At 62.3% G+C, this 20,734-nt stretch carries 17 protein-coding genes; all 17 read left to right on the forward strand.

The features are described from left to right. The first annotated feature begins 62 nt into the window (after positions 1-62). The 17 genes from ACW9HX_RS01370 (at position 63) to ACW9HX_RS01450 (ending at position 20,703) form a co-directional block, all read left to right on the forward strand. Positions 63-509, forward strand: a complete 447-nt coding sequence (locus ACW9HX_RS01370) for a DUF411 domain-containing protein (protein WP_096820280.1) — start codon at positions 63-65, stop codon at positions 507-509. After that, on the forward strand, positions 509-943 hold the full coding sequence (locus ACW9HX_RS01375) for a YqaA family protein (protein ID WP_457379182.1): 435 nt from the start codon (positions 509-511) through the stop codon (positions 941-943). The genes ACW9HX_RS01370 and ACW9HX_RS01375 overlap by 1 nt, the downstream gene beginning before the upstream one ends. 85 nt (positions 944-1,028) lie before the next feature. After that, on the forward strand, positions 1,029-2,054 hold the full coding sequence (locus ACW9HX_RS01380) for an alpha/beta fold hydrolase (RefSeq protein ID WP_457379183.1): 1,026 nt from the start codon (positions 1,029-1,031) through the stop codon (positions 2,052-2,054). A gap of 13 nt (positions 2,055-2,067) precedes the next feature. Beyond that, positions 2,068-3,021, forward strand: coding sequence for a D-2-hydroxyacid dehydrogenase family protein (locus tag ACW9HX_RS01385; RefSeq protein WP_457379184.1), 954 nt, complete (start codon positions 2,068-2,070; stop codon positions 3,019-3,021). Positions 3,022-3,549: 528 nt separating this feature from the next. Then, the gene (gene glgA / locus ACW9HX_RS01390) at positions 3,550-5,136 is read left to right on the forward strand and encodes a glycogen synthase GlgA (protein ID WP_457379185.1); all 1,587 of its coding nucleotides are present in this window, start codon (positions 3,550-3,552) and stop codon (positions 5,134-5,136) included. An 18-nt stretch (positions 5,137-5,154) separates the two neighbouring features. Further along, positions 5,155-6,957, forward strand: coding sequence for a malto-oligosyltrehalose trehalohydrolase (treZ, locus tag ACW9HX_RS01395; protein WP_457379186.1), 1,803 nt, complete (start codon positions 5,155-5,157; stop codon positions 6,955-6,957). After that, on the forward strand, positions 6,954-9,032 hold the full coding sequence (malQ, locus tag ACW9HX_RS01400) for a 4-alpha-glucanotransferase (RefSeq protein ID WP_457379187.1): 2,079 nt from the start codon (positions 6,954-6,956) through the stop codon (positions 9,030-9,032). The genes treZ and malQ overlap by 4 nt, the downstream gene beginning before the upstream one ends. Next, positions 9,029-11,803: a malto-oligosyltrehalose synthase gene (locus ACW9HX_RS01405; protein ID WP_457379188.1), complete on the forward strand. Its 2,775-nt coding sequence runs from the start codon at positions 9,029-9,031 to the stop codon at positions 11,801-11,803. Before malQ ends, ACW9HX_RS01405 begins: the two co-directional genes overlap by 4 nt. A 29-nt stretch (positions 11,804-11,832) precedes the next feature. Beyond that, positions 11,833-12,153, forward strand: coding sequence for a DUF2934 domain-containing protein (locus ACW9HX_RS01410; RefSeq protein WP_457379189.1), 321 nt, complete (start codon positions 11,833-11,835; stop codon positions 12,151-12,153). Positions 12,154-12,256: 103 nt separating this feature from the next. Further along, positions 12,257-14,416, forward strand: a complete 2,160-nt coding sequence (gene glgX / locus ACW9HX_RS01415) for a glycogen debranching protein GlgX (RefSeq protein ID WP_457379190.1) — start codon at positions 12,257-12,259, stop codon at positions 14,414-14,416. Between the two features lies 1 nt (position 14,417). Then, the gene (locus ACW9HX_RS01420) at positions 14,418-15,416 is read left to right on the forward strand and encodes an acyl-CoA dehydrogenase (protein WP_457379191.1); all 999 of its coding nucleotides are present in this window, start codon (positions 14,418-14,420) and stop codon (positions 15,414-15,416) included. Next, entirely contained in the window at positions 15,413-16,171 is a 759-nt protein-coding gene (locus ACW9HX_RS01425) for a PIG-L deacetylase family protein (RefSeq protein ID WP_457379192.1), read from the forward strand. Before ACW9HX_RS01420 ends, ACW9HX_RS01425 begins: the two co-directional genes overlap by 4 nt. Beyond that, positions 16,168-16,767 carry an SAM-dependent methyltransferase gene (locus ACW9HX_RS01430; RefSeq protein ID WP_457379193.1) on the forward strand — a complete coding sequence of 200 codons (600 nt, stop codon included), beginning with the start codon at positions 16,168-16,170 and terminating at the stop codon, positions 16,765-16,767. Before ACW9HX_RS01425 ends, ACW9HX_RS01430 begins: the two co-directional genes overlap by 4 nt. Then, positions 16,764-17,423: a glycosyltransferase gene (locus ACW9HX_RS01435; RefSeq protein ID WP_457379194.1), complete on the forward strand. Its 660-nt coding sequence runs from the start codon at positions 16,764-16,766 to the stop codon at positions 17,421-17,423. Before ACW9HX_RS01430 ends, ACW9HX_RS01435 begins: the two co-directional genes overlap by 4 nt. Before the next feature lie 172 nt (positions 17,424-17,595). Continuing rightward, positions 17,596-18,357, forward strand: coding sequence for a PIG-L deacetylase family protein (locus tag ACW9HX_RS01440; protein ID WP_457379195.1), 762 nt, complete (start codon positions 17,596-17,598; stop codon positions 18,355-18,357). An 86-nt stretch (positions 18,358-18,443) separates the two neighbouring features. Then, positions 18,444-19,241, forward strand: coding sequence for an endonuclease/exonuclease/phosphatase family protein (locus ACW9HX_RS01445; RefSeq protein WP_457379196.1), 798 nt, complete (start codon positions 18,444-18,446; stop codon positions 19,239-19,241). Between the two features lie 391 nt (positions 19,242-19,632). Next, positions 19,633-20,703 carry an autotransporter domain-containing protein gene (locus ACW9HX_RS01450; protein ID WP_457379197.1) on the forward strand — a complete coding sequence of 357 codons (1,071 nt, stop codon included), beginning with the start codon at positions 19,633-19,635 and terminating at the stop codon, positions 20,701-20,703. Positions 20,704-20,734 lie beyond the last annotated feature (31 nt).

Consider the following 20,734-nt stretch of genomic DNA (forward strand, 5'->3'; position numbering starts at 1 on the left):
GGGCAGGAAAATCCGGTCAAAATGCGTTCTTTTTTGACCGTCACTCAAGCCGAGAGCCCTCCATGCGAAACCATCTGCGTCTGGCCGCCCTGAGCGCGCTGTTCATTTCCTCCCTGGCGCAAGCCGCCGACCTCATACCAATCGAAGTTCACCGCGACGCCAACTGCGGCTGCTGCAAAAAGTGGATCAGCCACCTGGAAGCCAATGGCTTCAAGGTCGAAGACCACGTCGAAGCCGACATGAGCAGCTTCAAGCAACAACACGGCGTACCGCCGCGCCTGGCGTCCTGCCACACCGCAATCATCAACGGCAAATTCGTCGAAGGACACGTCCCCGCAGAACAGGTGCTGGCCCTGAGCAAGCGCGACGACCTGCTGGGTGTGGCCGCTCCGGGGATGCCGATGGGCTCGCCGGGCATGGAGATGGACGGCATGAGCGATGCCTATCAGGTCATCGGCCTCAAGAAGGACGGTGCCGATGTGGTGGTGGCGGACTACCCGGCCCATTGATGGCGGCGGGTTATCTCGGGCTGTTCTTCGCTGCATTTGGCGCGGCAACCTTGTTGCCGTTGCAATCGGAAGCCGTGCTGGTCGGGCTGCTGGTCAGCGATCGCTATTGGCTTTGGGGATTGCTGGCGGTGGCGACGCTGGGCAATGTCCTTGGCTCGCTGGTCAATTGGTGGCTGGGGCGAGGACTGGAGCGGTTTCAGGATCGGCGCTGGTTTCCGGTCAGCCCGAAGCACATGGCTCGCGCCCGTGCTCACTATCAGCGTTATGGTCACTGGTCGCTGCTGCTCAGTTGGCTGCCGATCATCGGTGATCCCCTGACGTTGATCGCCGGTGTGATGCGTGAACCGCTCGGGCGCTTTCTGCTGATCGTCACCCTGGCCAAGGGCGCCCGGTATGGGGTGCTGGCGATGCTCACCCTGGGCTGGCTCGGTTGAACGATCGGGCGCGGGCATTGCCTGTGTTTAACGTCGCCCTAATCCGGCCGTTCCAGCATCGGCCGATTTCCTGTGGAGTTGTCCTATGTCTGTGTCGCTGACCCGCTGGCTGCCCGGCCTGTTGCTGACCGCTGCCCTGCCCCTGTTCGCCCATGCCGAAGGCCCGCAATACGGCGCGGAACTGCAAGGTTTCGATTATCCCTACACCCTCAAGCACTTTGCCTTTCAGTCCCAGGGCCAGTCTCTGCAGATGGGTTACATGGACGTCGCCGCCCACGGCAAGGCCAACGGGCGCACCGTGGTGCTGATGCACGGCAAGAATTTTTGCGGCGCGACCTGGGACAGTTCCATCCAGGCCCTGAGCGAGGCCGGTTACCGGGTGGTAGCGCCGGATCAGATCGGCTTCTGCACCTCCAGCAAACCCGATCATTACCAGTACACCTTCCAACAACTGGCGGCGAACACCCAGCAATTGCTCAAGGCACTGGGCATCCAGAAAGCCACCCTGCTCGGTCACTCTACCGGCGGCATGCTCGCCACCCGCTATGCCTTGCAATACCCGGATCAGGTCGAACAACTGGCGCTGGTCAACCCGATCGGCCTGGAAGACTGGAAAGCCCTCGGCGTGCCATATCGCAGCGTTGACCAGTGGTATCAGCGCGAACTGAAAGTCACCGCCCAAAGCATCCGCGACTACGAGCGCAGCACCTATTACGACGGGCGCTGGAAACCCGAATTCGATCGCTGGGTGGATATGCTCGCCGGCCTGAGCAACGGCCCGGGCAAGACTCAGGTCGCATGGAACTCGGCGCTGATCTACGACATGATCTTCACCCAGCCGGTGTACTACGAGTTCAAGGACTTGAAAATGCCGACCCTGTTGCTGATCGGCACCTCCGACACCACGGCCATCGGCAAGGACATTGCGCCGCCCGAGGTGAAAGCGAAAATCGGCCACTACGAAGTGCTGGGAAAACAGGTGGCCAAACTGATTCCGCAGTCCACGCTGGTGGAATTCCCGGGCATGGGCCACGCCCCGCAGATGGAAGAACCGGCGCAGTTCCACCAGGCGCTGCTCGGCTGGCTGAACAAAACCAATCCCGTTCGTTGAGGAGTCAAGGCTGATGGCGGTGCAGATTGCAGTGATCGATGACTGGCAGGACGTCGCGCGGGGCGTAGTCGACTGGTCGGTGCTCGACAGTCTCGGCGAAGTGACCTTCGTCCATGAGTACCCGACGGACAACGCCACGCTGGCCGAACGCCTGGGCCGGTTCGAGGTGATTTGCGTGATGCGCGAACGCACGCGCTTCGATGAAGACCTGCTCAAGCGTTTGCCGAACCTCAAATTGCTGGTCACCGGCGGCATGCGCAACGCGGCGCTGGACATGCCGGCCGCCGCCCGGCTCGGAATCAAGGTCTGTGGCACCGACAGTTACAAGCACGCGGCACCGGAACTGACCTGGGCGCTGATCATGGCTGCCACCCGCAATCTGGTGAACGAAGCCAACGCCCTGCGCGCCGGTCAATGGCAGCAAGGACTGGGCGGCGACCTGCACGGCAAGACCCTCGGCATTCTCGGGCTGGGCAGCATCGGCCAACGGGTGGCGCAGTTCGGGCAGGTGTTCGGCATGCGGGTGATCGCCTGGAGCGAAAACCTGACCGCCGAACGTGCCGAACAGGCCGGCGTCACCTATGTCAGCAAGCAGCAATTGTTCGAACAGGCTGACGTGCTGTCGGTGCACCTGGTGCTCAGCGACCGCAGCCGTGGTCTGGTCGATGCTCAGGCACTGGACTGGATGAAGCCCACTGCCCTGCTGGTCAACACCGCGCGCGGGCCGATCGTCGACGAAGCGGCGCTGATCAAGGCCTTGCAGAAACAACGCATCGCCGGGGCCGCTCTGGATGTGTTCGATCAGGAACCGTTGCCTGCGCTGCATCCGTTTCGCACGCTGGACAACGTACTGGCCACGCCTCACGTCGGGTACGTCAGCCGGCAGAACTATCAGCAATTCTTTTCTCAGATGATCGAAGACATTCAAGCCTGGTCGGCGGGAGAACCGATTCGACTGCTGAATTGACCTTCATCCAATTCGCGGGCAGCCCCTGCCCGCGAAGCAGAACACACTGACCGCACGCCAACACAACTGCCCGCACCGCAACAGTGCACCCGCACTTTCCTCGCGCCCGAAAACGTGACCAGCCAGTCACCGTTTTGCACCGCCCACAACTGAAAACATGCACTTCGTCGGTGCGATGCGCTTCTCAAAGCCACGTATTCCGTGAGCCTGCAACAGATTGTCGAACAATTCGTCCGATTGCCCTGGCCCGCTCTAGGATCTGGCCTAGACTGGTTTTCGCGGGGCGAAACCGGTCGGTCACAATGCGGAAATTTTGTCGAAACTTTTGCTGATCGCGACGGGTCATCTGAAAGACAAGGCCAAAGCGACTGGTTCATTCCTTGCAATGGTCTCTTCACCCATTCTGCTTGCGCGTGTTGGGTAGCGTTTGCTCACCGATGCGTGGCGCGTTTGCGCCCGGCCACAGGATTTGGCCATGGACATCGCTTGTTCAAGACAAGAATCAGATCAACAAAACGGGAGATTCATATGATCAGTGCGGCATTGGATATTCAGGGAGAGCGTGCTCATCAGCCGGTCGGCGAATCGAGCACCGTGAGCGTTCCCGGCAGCCGGTCGATCAACGTCCCGGGCACCAAGACGCTGGCACCGGTAGCCAGTCAGAATCCCAACAAGAAGAAAGTGTTGTTCGTGACCTCGGAAATCGCCGATCTGGTGAAGACCGGCGGTCTTGGTGACGTTTCTGCCGCCCTGCCCCGCGCGATGGCGCATCTGCACGATGTCCGGGTCCTGATCCCCGGTTACCCGCAAGTGATGAACAGTGAAAATCCGATCCACATCATCGGCGAACTGGGCGGCCACGCAGCGCTGCCACCGTGCAAGATCGGGCGCATGGACATGCCTGACGGCCTGGTCATTTATGTGTTGATCTGCCCCGAACTCTACGCCCGCGAAGGATCCCCCTACGGTGCCAACAACGGTCGCGACTGGCCGGACAACCACATTCGTTTCGCTCGTCTGGGGCTGGCCGCCGCCGATATCGCCGCCAACCTCGCACAAATTCACTGGTGCCCGGATCTGGTGCACGCGCATGACTGGCCGGCCGGCTTGGCGCCGGCCTACATGCACTGGCGCGGGCAGCGCACGCCGACCCTGTTCACCATTCACAACCTGGCCTATCAAGGCGTGACCAGCCTCGGTTCGTGCCCGGAACTCGGGATCCCCGCCCATGCCCTGCAACAGGAAGGCATGGAGTTCTACGGCAAAATGTCGTTCCTCAAGGCCGGCATGGCCTATTCGAGCCACATCACCACGGTCAGTGCCACCTACGCGCAGGAAATCACCACCCCTGATTTCGGCTGCGGCCTCGACGGTTTTCTCGCCGCCAAGACCCAGCAAGGCTTGCTCAGCGGCATCCCCAACGGCATCGATGAGAGCTGGGACGCCGCCACCGATCCACATTTGTTCGCACCGTTTGCCATCGGCGACTGGGAAGGCAAGGCAATCAACGCCGCCCACGTGCGCGAACTGTTCGGCCTCAAGGACTCCGAAGGCCCGCTGTTCGCTGTGGTGTCACGACTGGTTTATCAAAAAGGCCTGGACCTGACCGAAGCCGTCTCCGAGTACATCGTGCAGAACGGTGGCCAGATCGCCATCATCGGCCGTGGCGAGCCGGAGGAAGAGCAGGCCATGCGCGAACTGGCCCTGCGTTTCCCCGGCCAGATCGGCGTACGCATCGGTTTCAATGAAACCGATGCCCGGCGGATGTTTGCCGGCAGCGATTTCCTGCTGATGCCTTCGCGTTACGAACCTTGCGGTTTGAGCCAGATGTATGCACAGCGTTTCGGCTCATTGCCAGTGGCGCGCAATACCGGTGGACTGGCTGACACCATCGAAAACGGCGTTACCGGATTCCTGTTCAACGAGTCGACGGCAGACAGTTATCGCGAAGCCTTGAGCCGTGCGTTCAAGGTGTTCGCCTTCCCGGACCTGCTCCATGCCATGCGCTGCCGGGCGATGGCGGCACCGTTCAACTGGTGCAAAGCAGTCGAACCCTACGCCGAACTCTACGAACAACTGGTGGCCAAGTCGTTGGGTAAAACGCACCACAAATAACCAGGGAGGTTTTCAACGATGCCGTCACGGTCCCTTGAAACCTGGCCCCACGGCGCGATCATGCTGGATGCCGACCACACGCAATTCGCGTTGTGGGCGCCGGATGCGTTTTACGTCAGTGTCGAGCTGGATACCGGTCAGTCCCTGCCCATGCTGCCGCAGGCGGATGGCTGGTTCGTGATCAAAAGCCGCTGCCCCGCCGGCAGTCGCTACCGTTACAACATCGACGGCGAACTGGAGGTGCCCGACCCGGCCTCGAGGGCGCAGGACGGCGAGCTCGACCGCCACAGCGTGGTGGTCGATCCACATGCCTATTGCTGGCGCAACACGACATGGCAGGGTCGACCATGGAATGAAGCGGTGATCTACGAGTTGCATGTCGGCGCGCTGGGCGGCTTCGCCGAAGTCGAGCAGCATCTGGCGCGACTGGCCGGTCTGGGCATCACCGCCATCGAGCTGATGCCGATCGCGCAATTCCCCGGCGAACGCAACTGGGGCTACGACGGTGTACTGCACTTCGCGCCACAAGCTTCCTATGGCACGCCGGAACAGCTCAAGCACTTGATCGACAGCGCCCACGGTTATGGCCTGGCGGTGATTCTTGACGTGGTCTACAACCACTTCGGCCCCGACGGCAATTACCTGCATCGCTACGCCAAGGGCTTCTTTCGCGAGGACAAACACACGCCCTGGGGCGCGGCCATCGATTTCCGGCGCCGCGAGGTGCGGGACTTCTTTGTCGAAAACGCCTTGATGTGGTTGCTGGAGTACCGTTTCGATGGGTTGCGCCTGGACGCGGTGCACGCTATAGAAAGCCCCGATTTCCTGCCAGAACTGGCGCAGCGCATCCGTCAGCAGATCGACCCCGCCCGCCATGTCTGGCTGACCATCGAGAACGAACTCAACCAGTCGAGCCTGCTGGAGGAAAACTACGACGCACAGTGGAACGACGACGGCCACAACGCCCTGCATGTGCTGCTGACCGGTGAGACCGACGCCTACTACGCAGACTATGCGATGCAACCCACTCGGCAATTGGCACGCTGTCTGAGCCAGGGCTTCGTGTTCCAGGGTCACATCACCCGTCATGGCGAGCCCCGGGGGGAGCCCAGCGAGCATTTGCCGTCCACGGCCTTCATATTGTTCCTGCAGAACCACGACCAGATCGGCAACCGCGCCTTCGGCGAGCGCTTGCATCAATTGGCCGACCCTCGGGCGGTGGAAGCAGCGACCGTACTGCTGTTGCTGTCACCGATGATTCCGCTGATGTTCATGGGCGACGAATACGCCGCCGAGCAACCGTTCCTGTTTTTCACCAGTCACCATGACGAACTGGCGAGGCAGGTACGCGAAGGCCGACGCAATGAATTCGCAGGGTTCAGCGCCTTCACCGATCCGCACAAGCGCGAGCAGATTCCCGATCCCAATGCCGAACAGACGTTCCACGCCTCTCAACCGCGCCTGATCGGCAGCGGCACGCCCCACCAGCGAGCAACCCTGGCGCTGTATCGCCAACTGCTGCAATTGCGCCATCAATACATCATTCCAAACCTGTCCGGCACCCAGGCCCTCGGTGCCACTTTGCTTGACCGTGGCGCTGTCAGTGCACGCTGGCGCCTGGGCGATGGCAGCGAGCTGCGAATCGACCTGAACCTCAGCGACAAGTCAGTGGTCAACCCTCCACAGGCCGATGCGGTGTGGCGTTTGCAACATCCGCCCGCCGCCGACCTGACGAACGAGGGCCAATTGCCCCCGTATTGCGCGCTTGTCAGCCTCACGGCCGCAACCCCTTTGCCACCCCTGGATGGAGAGCGCCTATGAGCGATGCGCAACTGGAAATTCTTGCCAGCCGAGCCGGGCTCGCGGTCGACTGGATCGACGCCAATGGCCGTCCGCAAAAAGTCGCGCCGGCCGTGCTGCGCAATGTCCTCACCGGACTCGGCCACCCGGCCGGCACAGCCCAGGAAATCGACGCCAGTCTGCTGGAACTGCAACACGTGCAACAGGATCGCCAATTGCCGCCACTGCTGACCGCCGATGTCGGCGCAGGCCTGGACCTGGCGCGTTATTTCGAACCTGGCAGCCATTGTGAAATTCACCTTGAGGACGGCTCGCGACTGTCACTCAAGCTCGATGCCGAGGCGGTGTTGCCCGGTGAAATCCCGGTCGGGTATCAACAAGTCCATATAGCCGATCAACACTTCACCCTGGCGGTAGCGCCCGAACGTTGCTACAGCGTGGGCGATGCCGTCGACAGTCCGACCCCTCGCGTCTGGGGGCTGAGCGTGCAGCTGTATGGTCTGCGCCGCCCCGGCGACGGCGGTTTCGGCGACACTCAGGCGCTGGAAGAACTGGCCCGCAGCGCCGGCGAGCGCGGTGCCGATGCCCTGGCGATCAGTCCGTTGCACGCGATGTTCAGCGCCGACACCGGGCGCTACAGCCCGTATTCGCCGTCCAGCCGTCTGTTTCTCAATTCGCTGTATGCCGCGCCGGGGACGATTCTCGGCGAGCGAGCCCTGCGCGATGCCATCGAAGCCGCGGGGTTGTCGGATGAGTTCCGGCAGCTGGAAGACCTGAAACTGATCGACTGGCCAAAAGCCGCCGACGCCAAGCAAAAACTCCTGCAGGCGCTGTACGAAGGCTTCACTCGTGGCGAGCATCCGTTGCAGGCGGATTTCTCCAGTTACCGCGACGCGGGTGGTGAAGCACTGGAAAACCACTGTCGCTTCGAAGCCATTCAGGAAATGCGTGCCGCTCGTGGCGAAAACCTCGACTGGCGCGAATGGCCCGAGCACTGGCATGACCCACGCGGCGCAGCCCTCGGCGCGTTTGCCGAGGAATACGCCGAGCGCATCGGCTATTTCGCCTTTTGCCAATGGCTGATTCACCGCTGCCTGGAGCGCGCACAAAACGCCGCCCGCAGTGCCGGCATGGGCATCGGCCTGATCGCCGACCTCGCGGTGGGTGCCGATGGCGCCGGCAGTCAGGCCTGGAGTTTTCAGGATGAACTGCTGGCTTCACTGACCGTCGGTGCACCGCCGGACATTCTCAACCGGTCCGGCCAGGGCTGGGGCATTTCCGCCTTCTCTCCTGAAGGTCTGGTACGCAATGGCTTTCGCGCCTTCATCGACATGCTGCGCGCCAACTTCGCCCACGCCGGCGGGCTACGCATCGACCATGTCATGGGCCTGCAACGGCTGTGGGTGATTCCGAACGGCGCGGCGCCTGCCGATGGCGCCTATCTGTATTACCCGGTGGACGACTTGCTGCGCTTGCTGACCCTCGAATCACACCGTCATCAGGCGATCGTGCTGGGCGAAGACCTCGGCACCGTACCGGATGGCCTGCGGGAAAAACTGATCGCCCGGGCCATGCTCGGCATGCGTGTGCTGTTGTTCGAACAGGACAACACCCATTTCAAACCGATCCTCGACTGGCCGGACAACGCGTTGGCCACCACCAGCACCCACGATCTGCCGACGCTCAACGGTTGGTGGCATGGCCGGGACATCGACTGGAATGCGCGACTCGGGCTGATCGACGCCAATGGTGAAATCGACTGGCGCCGCTATCGCGAGCGCGAACGCGACGGTTTGCGCAATGCCCTGAGCCAGGATCCGCAGAACTTTCGCGAGGAGTCCCACGAAGCCGATCAAGTGGTCGACGCCAGTGTCCGCTTCCTCGGCCATACTCGCGCGCCGCTGGTGTTGCTGCCGCTGGAAGACGCGCTGGGCCTGGACGAACAGGCCAACCTGCCCGGCACCATCGACACCCATCCGAACTGGTCGCGGCGCCTGCCGGGCACCAGTGAAACCCTGCTCGATGGCCTCGATGCCGCGCGGCGTCTTGAGCTGCTCGCCTGTGCCCGCCTTCAGGCCGCCGAGCGTGACCAATGAGTGCAGTGCAAAACCTGACCTTGCGCGCCACGGTGCGTCTGCAGTTTCACAAGGGTTTCACCCTCGATGAGGCGGTGCCGTTGGTGGCGTATTTTGCCCGGCTCGGCATCAGCCATGTTTATGCATCGCCTCTGCTCGCCGCCCGCGCCGGCTCCATGCACGGTTACGACGTGGTCGACCCGACCCGGGTCAACCCTGAACTTGGCGGCGAACCAGCGTTACGCCGGCTGGTCGCGGCCCTGCGTGAACACGGCATGGGGCTGATCCTCGATATCGTTTCCAATCACATGGCGGTCGGCGGCGGTGACAATCCGTGGTGGCTCGACTTGCTGGAATGGGGCCGGCTCAGCCCTTATGGCGAGTTCTTCGACATTCAATGGCATTCGCCCGACCCGTTGATGGAAGGCCAGTTGTTGCTGCCCTTTCTCGGCAGCGATTACGGCGTCGCGTTGCAGGACGGCACGCTGCCGCTGGTGTTCAACGCCGAGTGCGGCACCTTCCACGTCGAGCATTACGAGCATCAATTTCCGATCTGCCCCGGCGATTACGGCGAATTGCTCAAAGCCGATGAGCCTTCGAACGAAGCACTCAAATCGCTGGCCGATCGTTTCAGCGCCCTCAGCTATCAGACCGACGCACGTTCGCTGGCCATCCCGCTCAAGGAGGAACTCCAGCAACTGGCCAGCGACCCACAAACTCTGCAAGCCATTCAGCGCAATCTGGAGCGCTACGACTCGAAGACCGACGAGGGCTTCCAGCGCCTGCATCAACTGCTGGAACGGCAAAGCTATCGCCTGGCGAGCTGGCGCACGGCGGCGGACGACATCAACTGGCGGCGCTTCTTCGACATCAACGAACTTGGCGGTTTGCGCGTCGAGCGGCCCGCCGTGTTCGAGGCCACCCACGGCAAGATTTTCCAGTTGATCGGTGAAGGCCTGATCGATGGTCTGCGGATCGACCACATTGATGGTCTCGCCGATCCCCGGGGTTATTGCCGCAAGTTGCGCCGACGTCTCGACTTTCTGGCACCGGGGCGACATTTGCCGATCTACGTCGAAAAGATTCTCGGCGACGGTGAAACCCTGCCCACCGACTGGTCCGAGGACGGCAGCACGGGCTACGAATTCATGAACCAACTGTCTCTGCTGCAACACGATCCGGACGGCGAACATGTGCTCGGCGATTTGTGGAAGCGCCGCACCGAACGCCCCGCTGCGTTTATCGAAGAAGCACAACTGGCGCGCCAACAGATCCTCAACGGTTCGTTGGCCAGCGATTGCGAAAGCGTTGCCCAGGCCCTGCTGCAAGTGGCGCGCGATGACCTGATGACCCGCGACCTCACGCTCGGTTCGATTCGCCGGGTATTGCAGGCGCTGATCGTGCACTTCCCGGTCTATCGCACCTATATCACCCCGATGGGCCGCTCGGCGCGGGACGAGGTGTTCTTCCAGCAGGCCATGGACGGTGCGCGGCAAACGTTAAGCGAAAGCGACTGGCCGGTGCTCGACTCCGTGGCCGGTTGGCTCGGCGGCCAACCGTGGCGGCGCAAACCCCGTGGGCGTTCGCGCAAGATCCTGCGTCATGCCTGCGTGCGCTTTCAGCAACTCACTTCGCCGGCCGCCGCCAAAGCGGTGGAAGACACTGCGCTGTATCGCTCGGCGGTGCTGCTGTCGCGCAATGACGTGGGTTACAACACCGAACAGTTCAGCGCCCCGGTCAGCGAATTTCACGAGACAAACCTGCAACGTCTGGCGACATTCCCCGACAACCTGCTGGCCACCGCCACCCATGACCACAAACGCGGCGAAGACACCCGCGCACGCCTGGCCGTGCTCAGCGAGCGCAGCCACTGGTACGCCGAACAGATCGAGCTGTGGCGCGCCCTCGCCCGGCCACTGCGCAATGACGATCAGATGCCGTCGCCCGCAGACGAATTGATCCTGTATCAGGCGCTGCTCGGCAGTTGGCCGCTGGAACTGCGCAACGACGATCAGGACGGATTCGCCGACTACGCCAAGCGCATCTGGCAGTGGCAACAGAAAGCCCTGCGCGAAGCCAAGCTGCAAAGCAGCTGGAGTGCGCCGAACGAGGCCTACGAAAACGCTGCGCAATCCTTCACCGAGCAGCTGTTGCTGGCGCCGGAAGGTGAACTGTTGCGCGGAGCACTGGCCAAGAGCGTCAACAGCATCGCCGCTGCCGGCGCCCTCAACAGTCTGGCGCAAACCTTGCTGCACATGACCGTACCGGGCGTGCCGGATCTGTATCAGGGCAACGAGTTCTGGGATTTCAGCCTGGTGGATCCGGACAACCGCCGGCCGGTGGACTACGACTTGCGTGAGCAATCCGTAAAACCTGCGCCCGTATCGGAACTGCTGTCGAACTGGCGCGACGGACGCATCAAGCAGGCGTTGATCGCGCAGGTGTTGAGCCTGCGCGCCGAACATACCGAATTGTTTCGCCGTGGTTCGTACCAGGCCCTCGAGGTACTGGGCAGCCAGGCGCACAACGTGCTCGCGTTTGCTCGCGAGCATGGGGGGCAACGGGCAATCGTCATCGTGCCGATCCGTTGTGCGACGCTGCTGGAAAACGGTGCTGTCCCTCAGGTCGATGCGCTGCGCTGGGGCGAGACACGGGTGGAATTACCGTTCGCCGCCTCGGACGAAAATCTGAAGGGACTTTTTTCGAGCACCGCAGTCACAAAAAACAGGGAGCTGGAGGTCAGCGCTGCGCTGGGGGATTTCCCGGTCAATCTGTTTATCCAACACTTCTAGAAGCATGAGTTCAGTTCAGGAGCATTGCGATGAGTACCGACGATAAACGCATCCGCGAATTCGCCTATCAGATCTGGGAATCGGAAGGTAAGCCCGAAGGCCATGAAGCCCGCCACTGGGAGATGGCGCGCAAACTGGCCGAGGCCGAAGCTTTGGCACCAAAGAAATCGCCGAAGACTACGACTGGTAAAACGACGGCCACCAAGGCCTCTGAAGCCAAGGCACCAGCGGCCAAGGCCAAAGCCACGACGGCAAAAGCCAAACCGGCGAGCGCCGCCAAAGTGATTCCCCCTGGCGAAAAAGCCACCGAGAAAAAGCCTCGCGCCCCGCGCAAGCCCCCGGCGGTCTGACGCGTCCCGAACCGTTGAAATGAATGGCCGTGTGGCGGGTTCGCTCGCCACCGAGGGTTCACTCGTCCTTTAAAAATGCCCACCCCGATTTGCAGGAGCAATCATGACCCGTCCAAAGAAAGCCGAGCCCGCCGCACACGCCGAGCCCTCGCGAATCCGTGAAGGCCTGCCCTTCCCGCTCGGCGCGACCTGGGATGGTCTGGGGGTGAACTTTGCGCTGTTTTCCGCCAACGCCACCCGCGTCGAGCTGTGCATTTTCGACGATGCCGGCGAAGTTGAAGTCGAACGCATCGAACTGCCGGAATATACCGACGAGATCTTCCACGGCTACCTGCCCGACGCACACCCCGGCCTGATTTACGGCTACCGGGTCTACGGCCCTTACGATCCGGCCAACGGCCATCGTTTCAACCACAACAAATTGCTGATCGACCCCTACGCCAAGCAACTGGTCGGCCAGTTGAAGTGGTCCGAAGCACTGTTCGGTTACACCATCGGCCACCCGGATGCCGACCTCAGTTTCGACGAGCGCGACAGTGCGCCCTTCGTGCCCAAATGCAAGGTCATCGACCCCGCGCACACCTGGGGCAACGACCACCGCGTCAGCGTGCCGTGGGACAAGACCATCATTTACGAAACCCATGTGCGCGGCATCAGCATGCGCCACCCCGCGGTGCCGGATAACGTGCGCGGTACGTTTGCCGGCCTGATGGTCGACGATGTGCTGGAACACATCCGCAAACTCGGCGTCTCCACCGTGGAGCTGTTGCCGATCCACGCCTTCGTCAACGATCAACACCTGCTGCACAAAGGCATGACCAATTACTGGGGCTACAACAGCATCGCCTTCTTCGCCCCGGACCCGCGTTACCTGGCCAGCGGCAAGATCGCCGAATTCAAGGAGATGGTCGCGCACCTGCACGAAGCCGGTCTCGAGGTGATTCTCGATGTGGTCTACAACCACACCGCCGAAGGCAACGAGCAAGGCCCGACCCTGTCGATGCGCGGAATCGACAACGCTTCGTACTATCGGCTGATGCCGGACGACAAGCGCTTCTATATCAACGATTCGGGCACCGGCAACACCCTCGACCTGAGCCACCCTTGCGTGCTGCAGATGGTTACCGACTCGCTGCGCTATTGGGCCAGTGAAATGCACGTCGACGGCTTCCGTTTCGACCTGGCGACCATTCTTGGCCGCTACCACGACGGTTTTGACGAACGTCACAGCTTCCTCGTCGCCTGCCGCCAGGACCCGGTGCTGCGCCAGGTGAAACTGATCGCCGAGCCTTGGGACTGTGGCCCCGGCGGCTATCAGGTCGGCAACTTCCCGCCGGGCTGGGTCGAGTGGAACGACAAGTTTCGCGACACCGTGCGCGCCTTCTGGAAAGGCGACGACGGCCAACTCGCTGACTTTGCCAGCCGCATGACCGCCTCCGGGGAGATGTTCAATCAACGTGGCCGGCGCCCTTATTCGTCGGTGAACTTCGTCACCGCCCACGACGGTTTCACCCTCAACGACCTGGTGTCGTACAACGACAAGCACAACGAGGCCAACGACGAAAACAATCAGGACGGCAGCAACAACAACCTGTCCTGGAACCACGGCGTCGAAGGCCCCACCGACGATCCGGAAATCAATACGCTGCGCCACCGACAGATGCGCAACTTCTTCGCCACCCTGCTGCTGGCCCAAGGCACACCGATGCTGGTGGCCGGCGACGAATTTGCCCGCACACAGGACGGCAACAACAACGCGTACTGTCAGGACAGCGAAATCGGTTGGGTCAACTGGGACCTGAGCGAGGACGGCAAGGCCCTGCTGAAATTCGTCAAACGCCTGATCAAGCTGCGCCTGACCTACCCGATCCTGCGGCGCGGGCGCTTTCTGGTTGGCGAATACAACGAGGACATCGGCGTCAAGGACGTGACCTGGCTCGCACCCGACGCCACGGAAATGACCACCGAGCACTGGCACGACGCGCACAACCGTTGCCTGGGCATGCTGCTCGATGGCCGCGCTCAGGAAACCGGCATCCGCCGCAAGGGCGCCGACGCGACGTTGCTGCTGGTGGTCAACGCTCATCACGACATCGTCAACTTCACGTTGCCGGAAGTGCCTGAAGGGAGTTTCTGGACCTGCATGGTCGACACCAACCAACCGTCGATCCGCGGTCAGGAACGCTTCGATTTCGGGCACCAATACTCGGTCACCGGACGCTCGTTGCTGTTGTTTGAACTGCAACGCGAAGAAGAGGACTGACATGGACTTGCCCGGCTATCTCTCGCGGCGCACGCCGGACTACGGCGACACCGACGCCCTCGGCCGCTGTCTGGGGGAAATGGTCGAAGCCGGCCTCGACCGTCTGCCATTGCCGGGCAGCGGTCGTACGCTGGAGCGCTGGCAAAGGCTGTCCGAAGTCGGCGGTCATGATCTGGGGTTGTGCAAACTCTACGAAGGTCATACTGATGCCTTGGCGATCATCAAGCAGCTCGGTGGCTCACCGACACCCGGCAGCACGTGGGGTATGTGGGCGGCCGAACCACCGCAGGCGCGGGTCCGGATCAGCCGTTCGGGGCAACTGGTGCGGTTGAACGGGCGCAAGGCCTGGTGCTCCGGGGCGGCGGTGCTCAGTCACGCCCTGCTCACGGCGTGGGGTGAGGACGATCGTCAGCAACTGGTGGCCGTGGCCCTCGATCAACCGGGCGTGCGCGTGACCGATCAGGGCTGGCAAGCCGTCGGCATGGCCGCCACCGGCAGCGTCGAGGTGCTGTTTGACGAAGTGGAGGCCCAGGCGATCGGCGACCCCGGCGACTACCTGCAACGTCCGGGGTTCTGGCACGGCGGGATCGGGATTGCCGCGTGCTGGTACGGCGCCGCAAGGGAGATCGGCGAACGTTTGCGCCAGCAATGTGCGCGACGTGAAGAACCGCACGCGCTGGCCAGTCTCGGCGCCGTCGACAGCGCCTTGCACGCCGCTGCTCAAGTGCTGCGTGTCAGTGCCATGGTCATCGACAGCGATCCCGGCGCCGACGCCGAGTTGCTGGCCCGCCGCGTTCGCGCCATGGTCGAGCACGCCGCCGAGCAGGTTATCCGCGAGACCGGACGGGCACTCGGGGCCGGGCCGTTCTGCAAGGATCCGCACTTCGCCCGCCTGGTGGCCGACTTGCCGGTTTACCTGCGTCAGAGCCATGCCGAACGTGATCTGGCGGCACTCGGTCAACTGATTGCGAAACAGCCACGCGAGGGTTGGGCCCTATGAAGCGCAACCCGATCGTTGGCGAGGGAACCTCACTGCATGAATGGCAAGGCTCACGTCATCTGGCGGCGGTGGACAGCATCGACATTCTCGATCTCGTGCCACCGGGATCGCGGGCGGTGGTGATTGCCCCACACCCGGACGACGAGGTCCTTGGATGCGGCGGACTGCTGCAGCTGCTCGCTGCGGCTCGGCGCACACTTCAACTGATTTCGGTCACGGATGGCAGCGCCAGTCATCCGGGCTCGGATCACTGGCCGGTAGAGCGCCTGAGCGTGGTGCGCCCGCAGGAGTCCGCCGAGGCCCTGCGTCGCCTCGGCCTGCCCATGCACCGGTTGCAATGGCTGCGCGGCGGTTTTCCCGACACACAAGTCGCGGCGCGCGAGTCGATGCTGTGCGAATACCTGACCCGCTATCTGCAACCCGATGACGTGATCTTCACTACATGGCGCGAAGACGGTCACAGCGACCACGAAGCCGTCGGCCGCGCCAGCGTCGAAGCGGCGCTGCGCATGGGTGCTATTTGCCACGAGCTGCCGGTCTGGGCCTGGCACTGGGCAACCCCGGAAGATGCCATCGTGCCCTGGGAACGGGCGCGCAAGATTCTGCTCAGCCCGGAGCAGGTCGCGCGCAAGCGTCACGCGGTGCATGCTTTCACCAGCCAGCTGGAAGGCGATCCCGAAGCAGGCCTGGCTCCGGTACTCAAACCTTATGTCATCGATCGACTGTTGCAACCATTCGAGGTGGTCTTCCTGTGAGTGTCGAGGATCGCTACTTCGAAGGCCTGTTCGCGGGCAATAACGACCCCTGGGGATTCCGCCAGCGCTGGTACGAACAACGCAAACGCCTCGTGACCCTCGCAGCCCTGCCCCGCCCGCACTACCGGGCCATCTTTGAACCGGGGTGCGCCAACGGTGAACTGGGTGCGGCACTGGCCGAACGCTGCGATCGGCTGTTGTGCTGCGACACGAGTGCTGCCGCAGCCAATCTGGCGCGTACCCGGCTGAGCCTGTTCGACCACGCCGAAGTGCGTCACGGTCGCTTGCCTGTTGACTGGCCCGAGGAAAAATTCGACCTGATCGTATTCAGTGAAATCGGTTACTACCTGGATCGGCAGGATCTGACAGAGGTCATCCATCGCATCAGCGATTCGTTGACCGCAGACGGGCAACTGCTGGCCTGCCACTGGCGTCCAGTCATCGAAGGCTGCCCGCTCAATGCCCGCCAGGTCCACGACCAGATACATGAGCAGTTGCATCTGCCGCGACTCGTCCTGCATCAGGAAGCGGATTTCCTGCTTGAAGTCTGGAGTCGCGAACCCCGCTCGGTAGCCGCGCTGGAGGGATTGCGATGATTGGCATCCTGATCCCCGCACACAACGAAGAAGACTGGCTCGACGCCTGCCTTGGCGCAGCCGTGCAGGCTGCCGGTCATGCACTGCTGGCGGGTGAGCCGGTAGAAATCCTGGTGGTGCTCGACAGTTGTACCGATCGTTCCGCCCACATCGTCAGCCAGTATCCGGTGCTGGCGCTGAGCATCGAAGCGCGCAACGTCGGGCAGGCGCGGGCCATCGGCGCACAGCACCTGCTTGAACGCGGCGCTCGCTGGATTTCCTGCTCGGACGCCGACAGCCGTGTTGCCGAAGACTGGCTGGTGGCACAACTGGGGCTTGGCACGGATGCCGTGTGCGGAACCGTGACGGTCGAGCGTTGGCATGACACGTTCGATGAAGCGGCGCAGATTCGCTATCACCACCATTACCAGGCGTGTGAAGGCCATCGACACATTCATGGCGCCAATCTGGGTGTCAGTGCGCAAGCCTACGTCCGCGCCGGCGGGTTCGAGCCGTTGCCCTGTGATGAGGATGTGCAACTGGTCCGGCAACTGGAGCGTTGTGGAGCCAGCATCGCCTGGAGCCATCGCCCGCAGGTCATTACCAGTGCCCGCCTGGACAGTCGCGCACGCGGTGGTTTTGGCGACTATCTGCGAAACCTGGCACAGACTGAATAAAAAAAACCGGAGCAGATCGATCTGCGACGCGACGAACCGGGCGTCTTGAGCAATACTCTGCATCGCGGCAATCCAGGGTTCGGAGCGCTGCAGGGTTATCAACCAGCCTTCACGGGTCAGACACGCGTAGCCGTGGAGGACTGAAGGCCAGACTCAACAAGGACGTCCTGCCATGAAACCGTTATCTCTCAACGAAAGCGGCCTGCCGGCGCAAATCTGGAACAGTGCCGCGCAACTCGACAACATCCCCGTCATCAACACCCACAGCCTCGTGCCGCCCGGTGCGCGTGCCGTGGTCATTGCGCCACACCCCGGCGATGAGGTGGTGACCTGCGGCGGCCTGCTGCAACTGCTGTCCTCTCTTGGCCACCCCCTGCAATTGCTCTCGATCACGGACGGCAGCGCCAGTCATCCCGGCTCGCGCCAGTGGTCGGAAAAACGCCTGAGCGTGTTCCGCCCCCAGGAAAGCGTCGAGGCCTTGCGCCGCCTGGGCCTGCCGATGCACAGCCTGAAGTGGGTTCGCGGAGGTTTCACTGACAATGCCCTGCGAGAACAGGAAGCCCAACTGACCGAGTTCATCTCCCGTTACCTGCGACCCGGTGACGTGGTGTTCAGCACCTGGTGCGAAGACGGCGCCGAAGACCATGAAGTGGTCGGCCGGGCCAGCGCCAAGGCCGCACAACTGGCCGGCGCCCGCTACCACGATGTGCCGGTCTGGGCCTGGCACTGGCCTGAGCGCGATCAGGCACAGATCCCCTGGCACCGCGCGCGCAAGCTGCGTCTCGATACCTGGACCGTCGCGCGCAAGAGCCACGCCACCCACGCTTACGCCAGCCAGTTGAACGGCGAACCGGCCATTGGCATTGCGCCGCTTTTACCCAAGGCTATTCTGGAGCGCATGCGACTGCCTTATGAAATTGTCTTCGTTGATTGATGGCCGGGCGCGGGCAGCACTCAATGTGAACTGCCCGCGCCCGGATCAGTCGCATGAAAAGGCAGTCATGATTCAGAGGAGCGAACGTGTCCAGCGATCCCAAGCGTCATGTCATCGACGCACACCCCTTGAACCCGTCGACCATCCATCGCCTGCAGGTGTTGACGGTCAATACACACAAGGGTTTTACCGCACTCAACCGGCGTTTCATTCTTCCGGAGCTGCGTGAAGCGGTGCGCAGTACCAGCGCCGATCTGGTGTTTCTCCAGGAAGTGGTGGGCGAACACGAACGGCATTCGAATCGCTACAACGAGTGGCCACAGACCTCGCAATACGAGTTTCTCGCCGACAGCATGTGGAGCGATTTCGCCTACGGACGCAACGCTGTCTATCCTGACGGCCACCACGGCAATGCCCTGCTGTCGAAGTACCCGATCCGCGAATACCGCAACCTCGATGTTTCGATCACGGGGCCCGAACGACGAGGGCTGTTGCATTGCGTACTTGATGTGCCGGGGCACACCGAAGTCCACGCGATCTGTGTCCACCTGAGCCTGCTCGAAAGCCACCGTCAATTGCAGCTGCAACTGCTCTGTCAGTTGCTCGAATCCCTGCCGGAGGATGCGCCGGTGATCATCGCCGGCGACTTCAATGACTGGCAGATGCAGGGCAACCTCACCCTCTCCCGCCGCGACTACCTGCACGAAGCCTTCGAGCGCCATCACGGCCGGCCGGCCAAGACTTATCCGGCGCGCTTCCCGTTGCTGCGGCTGGACCGGGTCTACCTGCGCAATGCCAGCAGCCATGACCCGCAGATACTCGGCAACAAGCCCTGGACGCATCTGTCGGACCACCTGCCGCTGGCGGTCGAGGTGCACCTGTAACCGCATTAATGACAGCTATATCGGCCCCTGATGAGGACCGCGCGTCGTCGCCAGATACAGGCCGTCAGGCCGATCGTCGGCTACAAAAAGTCTCTGTCAAACGCCTTTCGTGGTGATTCGCCCTACAAACAACAGCTTATATAAATTCGAAAAAACATAACCTTGCAGCGCCTGTTTTGACCAGACCACTCATCGTCCAATTTCTTGACGCGAAGACATCGGTCTTCTTAGCTCTACCTTACTACCCCCGGAAACACTACTCGGGGCGAGCCTTCGGACACTCGTTAAAACGGGTGACTGCGGGTTCGCCTCGCTCCATTCGGTCGCCCCTCATTCGGGGTAGGAGAGACGCCAAGGCGAGATATCACATGCGCTAGCAAGGTAGATCTTCATGAAAACCTCACTCACCCCACACGAGATCAAAATTACCTTTTGCACCGTTTCAAGTTCTATCTTGCTGTGCTCATCCATGGAGGCGCAGGCGGGCCCTGTGGCGGATGAGGCCACGCCCTGGTATCGCCAGGACGTCCCGATCCTGACCCTGCCCGCGACCGTCATCACCCCCGATCCGCAACGCCTGAGCCCGCGTCCCGATCTACGCGGCAACGACCTGATCACCGAAGACCTCGCCCCCTCGGCCTGGGATCAACTCTACGGACAGGCCTCTCGCCAGGCACAGACCGACATCCTCAGCCCCGGGTTCGCGACGCCCGGTAGCGGAGAATTCAAAGGGCCGGCGGTACTGACCCTGCACGGCAACAGCGGCCAGACCCAACGGATCGGATTGATCGGCGGCATGAATCAGATCCAGGTCAACGGCAGCGGTCTGATCGTCAACCGCGCCCTCGCCGACCCGACCACCGACACCCTCAATCTGCAAGGCCAGAGCCTGGGCGCCTACTACAGCCTGACCGGGTCCGAAGGCTGGCATGTCGACCTGTCGGCCAGCGGCGGCCGGGTCAGTGGATTCAGCCGCAATGAACAGGGTGCGCGCCTGGCCACTGAAGGCAGCGCGATGACGTTCTCGGTGGAAGGCGGCTTCCCGATCGGCTTGAGCGAAAACTGGGTCGTCGAGCCTCAGGCGCAGTTGATCAATCAGCGGATCACCCTCGACACGCCTTACGCGGGCTCGGGTAACGCTTCATCAAGTGACATTTCGTCCTGGAGCGGCCGGGTCGGCGCTCGCCTGAAAGGCAGTTACGACCTGAGCGGCCTGCCGGTCGAACCCTACGTGCGCACCAACTTGTGGCACACGGTGTACACCGGCAACACCGTGACCCTCGACCAGGTGGACAAGATCAGCAGCAGCCGCAAGTCGTCGACGGTGGAATTGGGTCTGGGTCTGGTGGCGAAGGTTACGCCGGCGGTGAGCCTGTACGTCAGCGCCGACTACAGCAGTGATGTGGATGACAATGATCTGAACGGGCTGATTGGCAGTTTGGGGATCCGGATGCGCTGGTAAGGACGATTCCAGCCTTCCTGCGGGAGCGAGC

It is taken from the genome of Pseudomonas sp. SDO52101_S400 (genome assembly GCF_054071635.1).

Excerpts from the sequence above, each read along its gene's own strand:
- ACW9HX_RS01370 (WP_096820280.1), top strand. The coding sequence starts at position 63 with ATGCGAAACCATCTGCGTCTGGCCGCCCTGAGCGCGCTGTTCATTTCC.
- ACW9HX_RS01375 (WP_457379182.1), top strand. The coding sequence starts at position 509 with ATGGCGGCGGGTTATCTCGGGCTGTTCTTCGCTGCATTTGGCGCGGCA.
- ACW9HX_RS01380 (WP_457379183.1), top strand. The coding sequence starts at position 1,029 with ATGTCTGTGTCGCTGACCCGCTGGCTGCCCGGCCTGTTGCTGACCGCT.
- ACW9HX_RS01385 (WP_457379184.1), top strand. The coding sequence starts at position 2,068 with ATGGCGGTGCAGATTGCAGTGATCGATGACTGGCAGGACGTCGCGCGG.
- glgA (WP_457379185.1), top strand. The coding sequence starts at position 3,550 with ATGATCAGTGCGGCATTGGATATTCAGGGAGAGCGTGCTCATCAGCCG.
- treZ (WP_457379186.1), top strand. The coding sequence starts at position 5,155 with ATGCCGTCACGGTCCCTTGAAACCTGGCCCCACGGCGCGATCATGCTG.
- malQ (WP_457379187.1), top strand. The coding sequence starts at position 6,954 with ATGAGCGATGCGCAACTGGAAATTCTTGCCAGCCGAGCCGGGCTCGCG.
- ACW9HX_RS01405 (WP_457379188.1), top strand. The coding sequence starts at position 9,029 with ATGAGTGCAGTGCAAAACCTGACCTTGCGCGCCACGGTGCGTCTGCAG.
- ACW9HX_RS01410 (WP_457379189.1), top strand. The coding sequence starts at position 11,833 with ATGAGTACCGACGATAAACGCATCCGCGAATTCGCCTATCAGATCTGG.
- glgX (WP_457379190.1), top strand. The coding sequence starts at position 12,257 with ATGACCCGTCCAAAGAAAGCCGAGCCCGCCGCACACGCCGAGCCCTCG.
- ACW9HX_RS01420 (WP_457379191.1), top strand. The coding sequence starts at position 14,418 with ATGGACTTGCCCGGCTATCTCTCGCGGCGCACGCCGGACTACGGCGAC.
- ACW9HX_RS01425 (WP_457379192.1), top strand. The coding sequence starts at position 15,413 with ATGAAGCGCAACCCGATCGTTGGCGAGGGAACCTCACTGCATGAATGG.
- ACW9HX_RS01435 (WP_457379194.1), top strand. The coding sequence starts at position 16,764 with ATGATTGGCATCCTGATCCCCGCACACAACGAAGAAGACTGGCTCGAC.
- ACW9HX_RS01440 (WP_457379195.1), top strand. The coding sequence starts at position 17,596 with ATGAAACCGTTATCTCTCAACGAAAGCGGCCTGCCGGCGCAAATCTGG.
- ACW9HX_RS01450 (WP_457379197.1), top strand. The coding sequence starts at position 19,633 with ATGAAAACCTCACTCACCCCACACGAGATCAAAATTACCTTTTGCACC.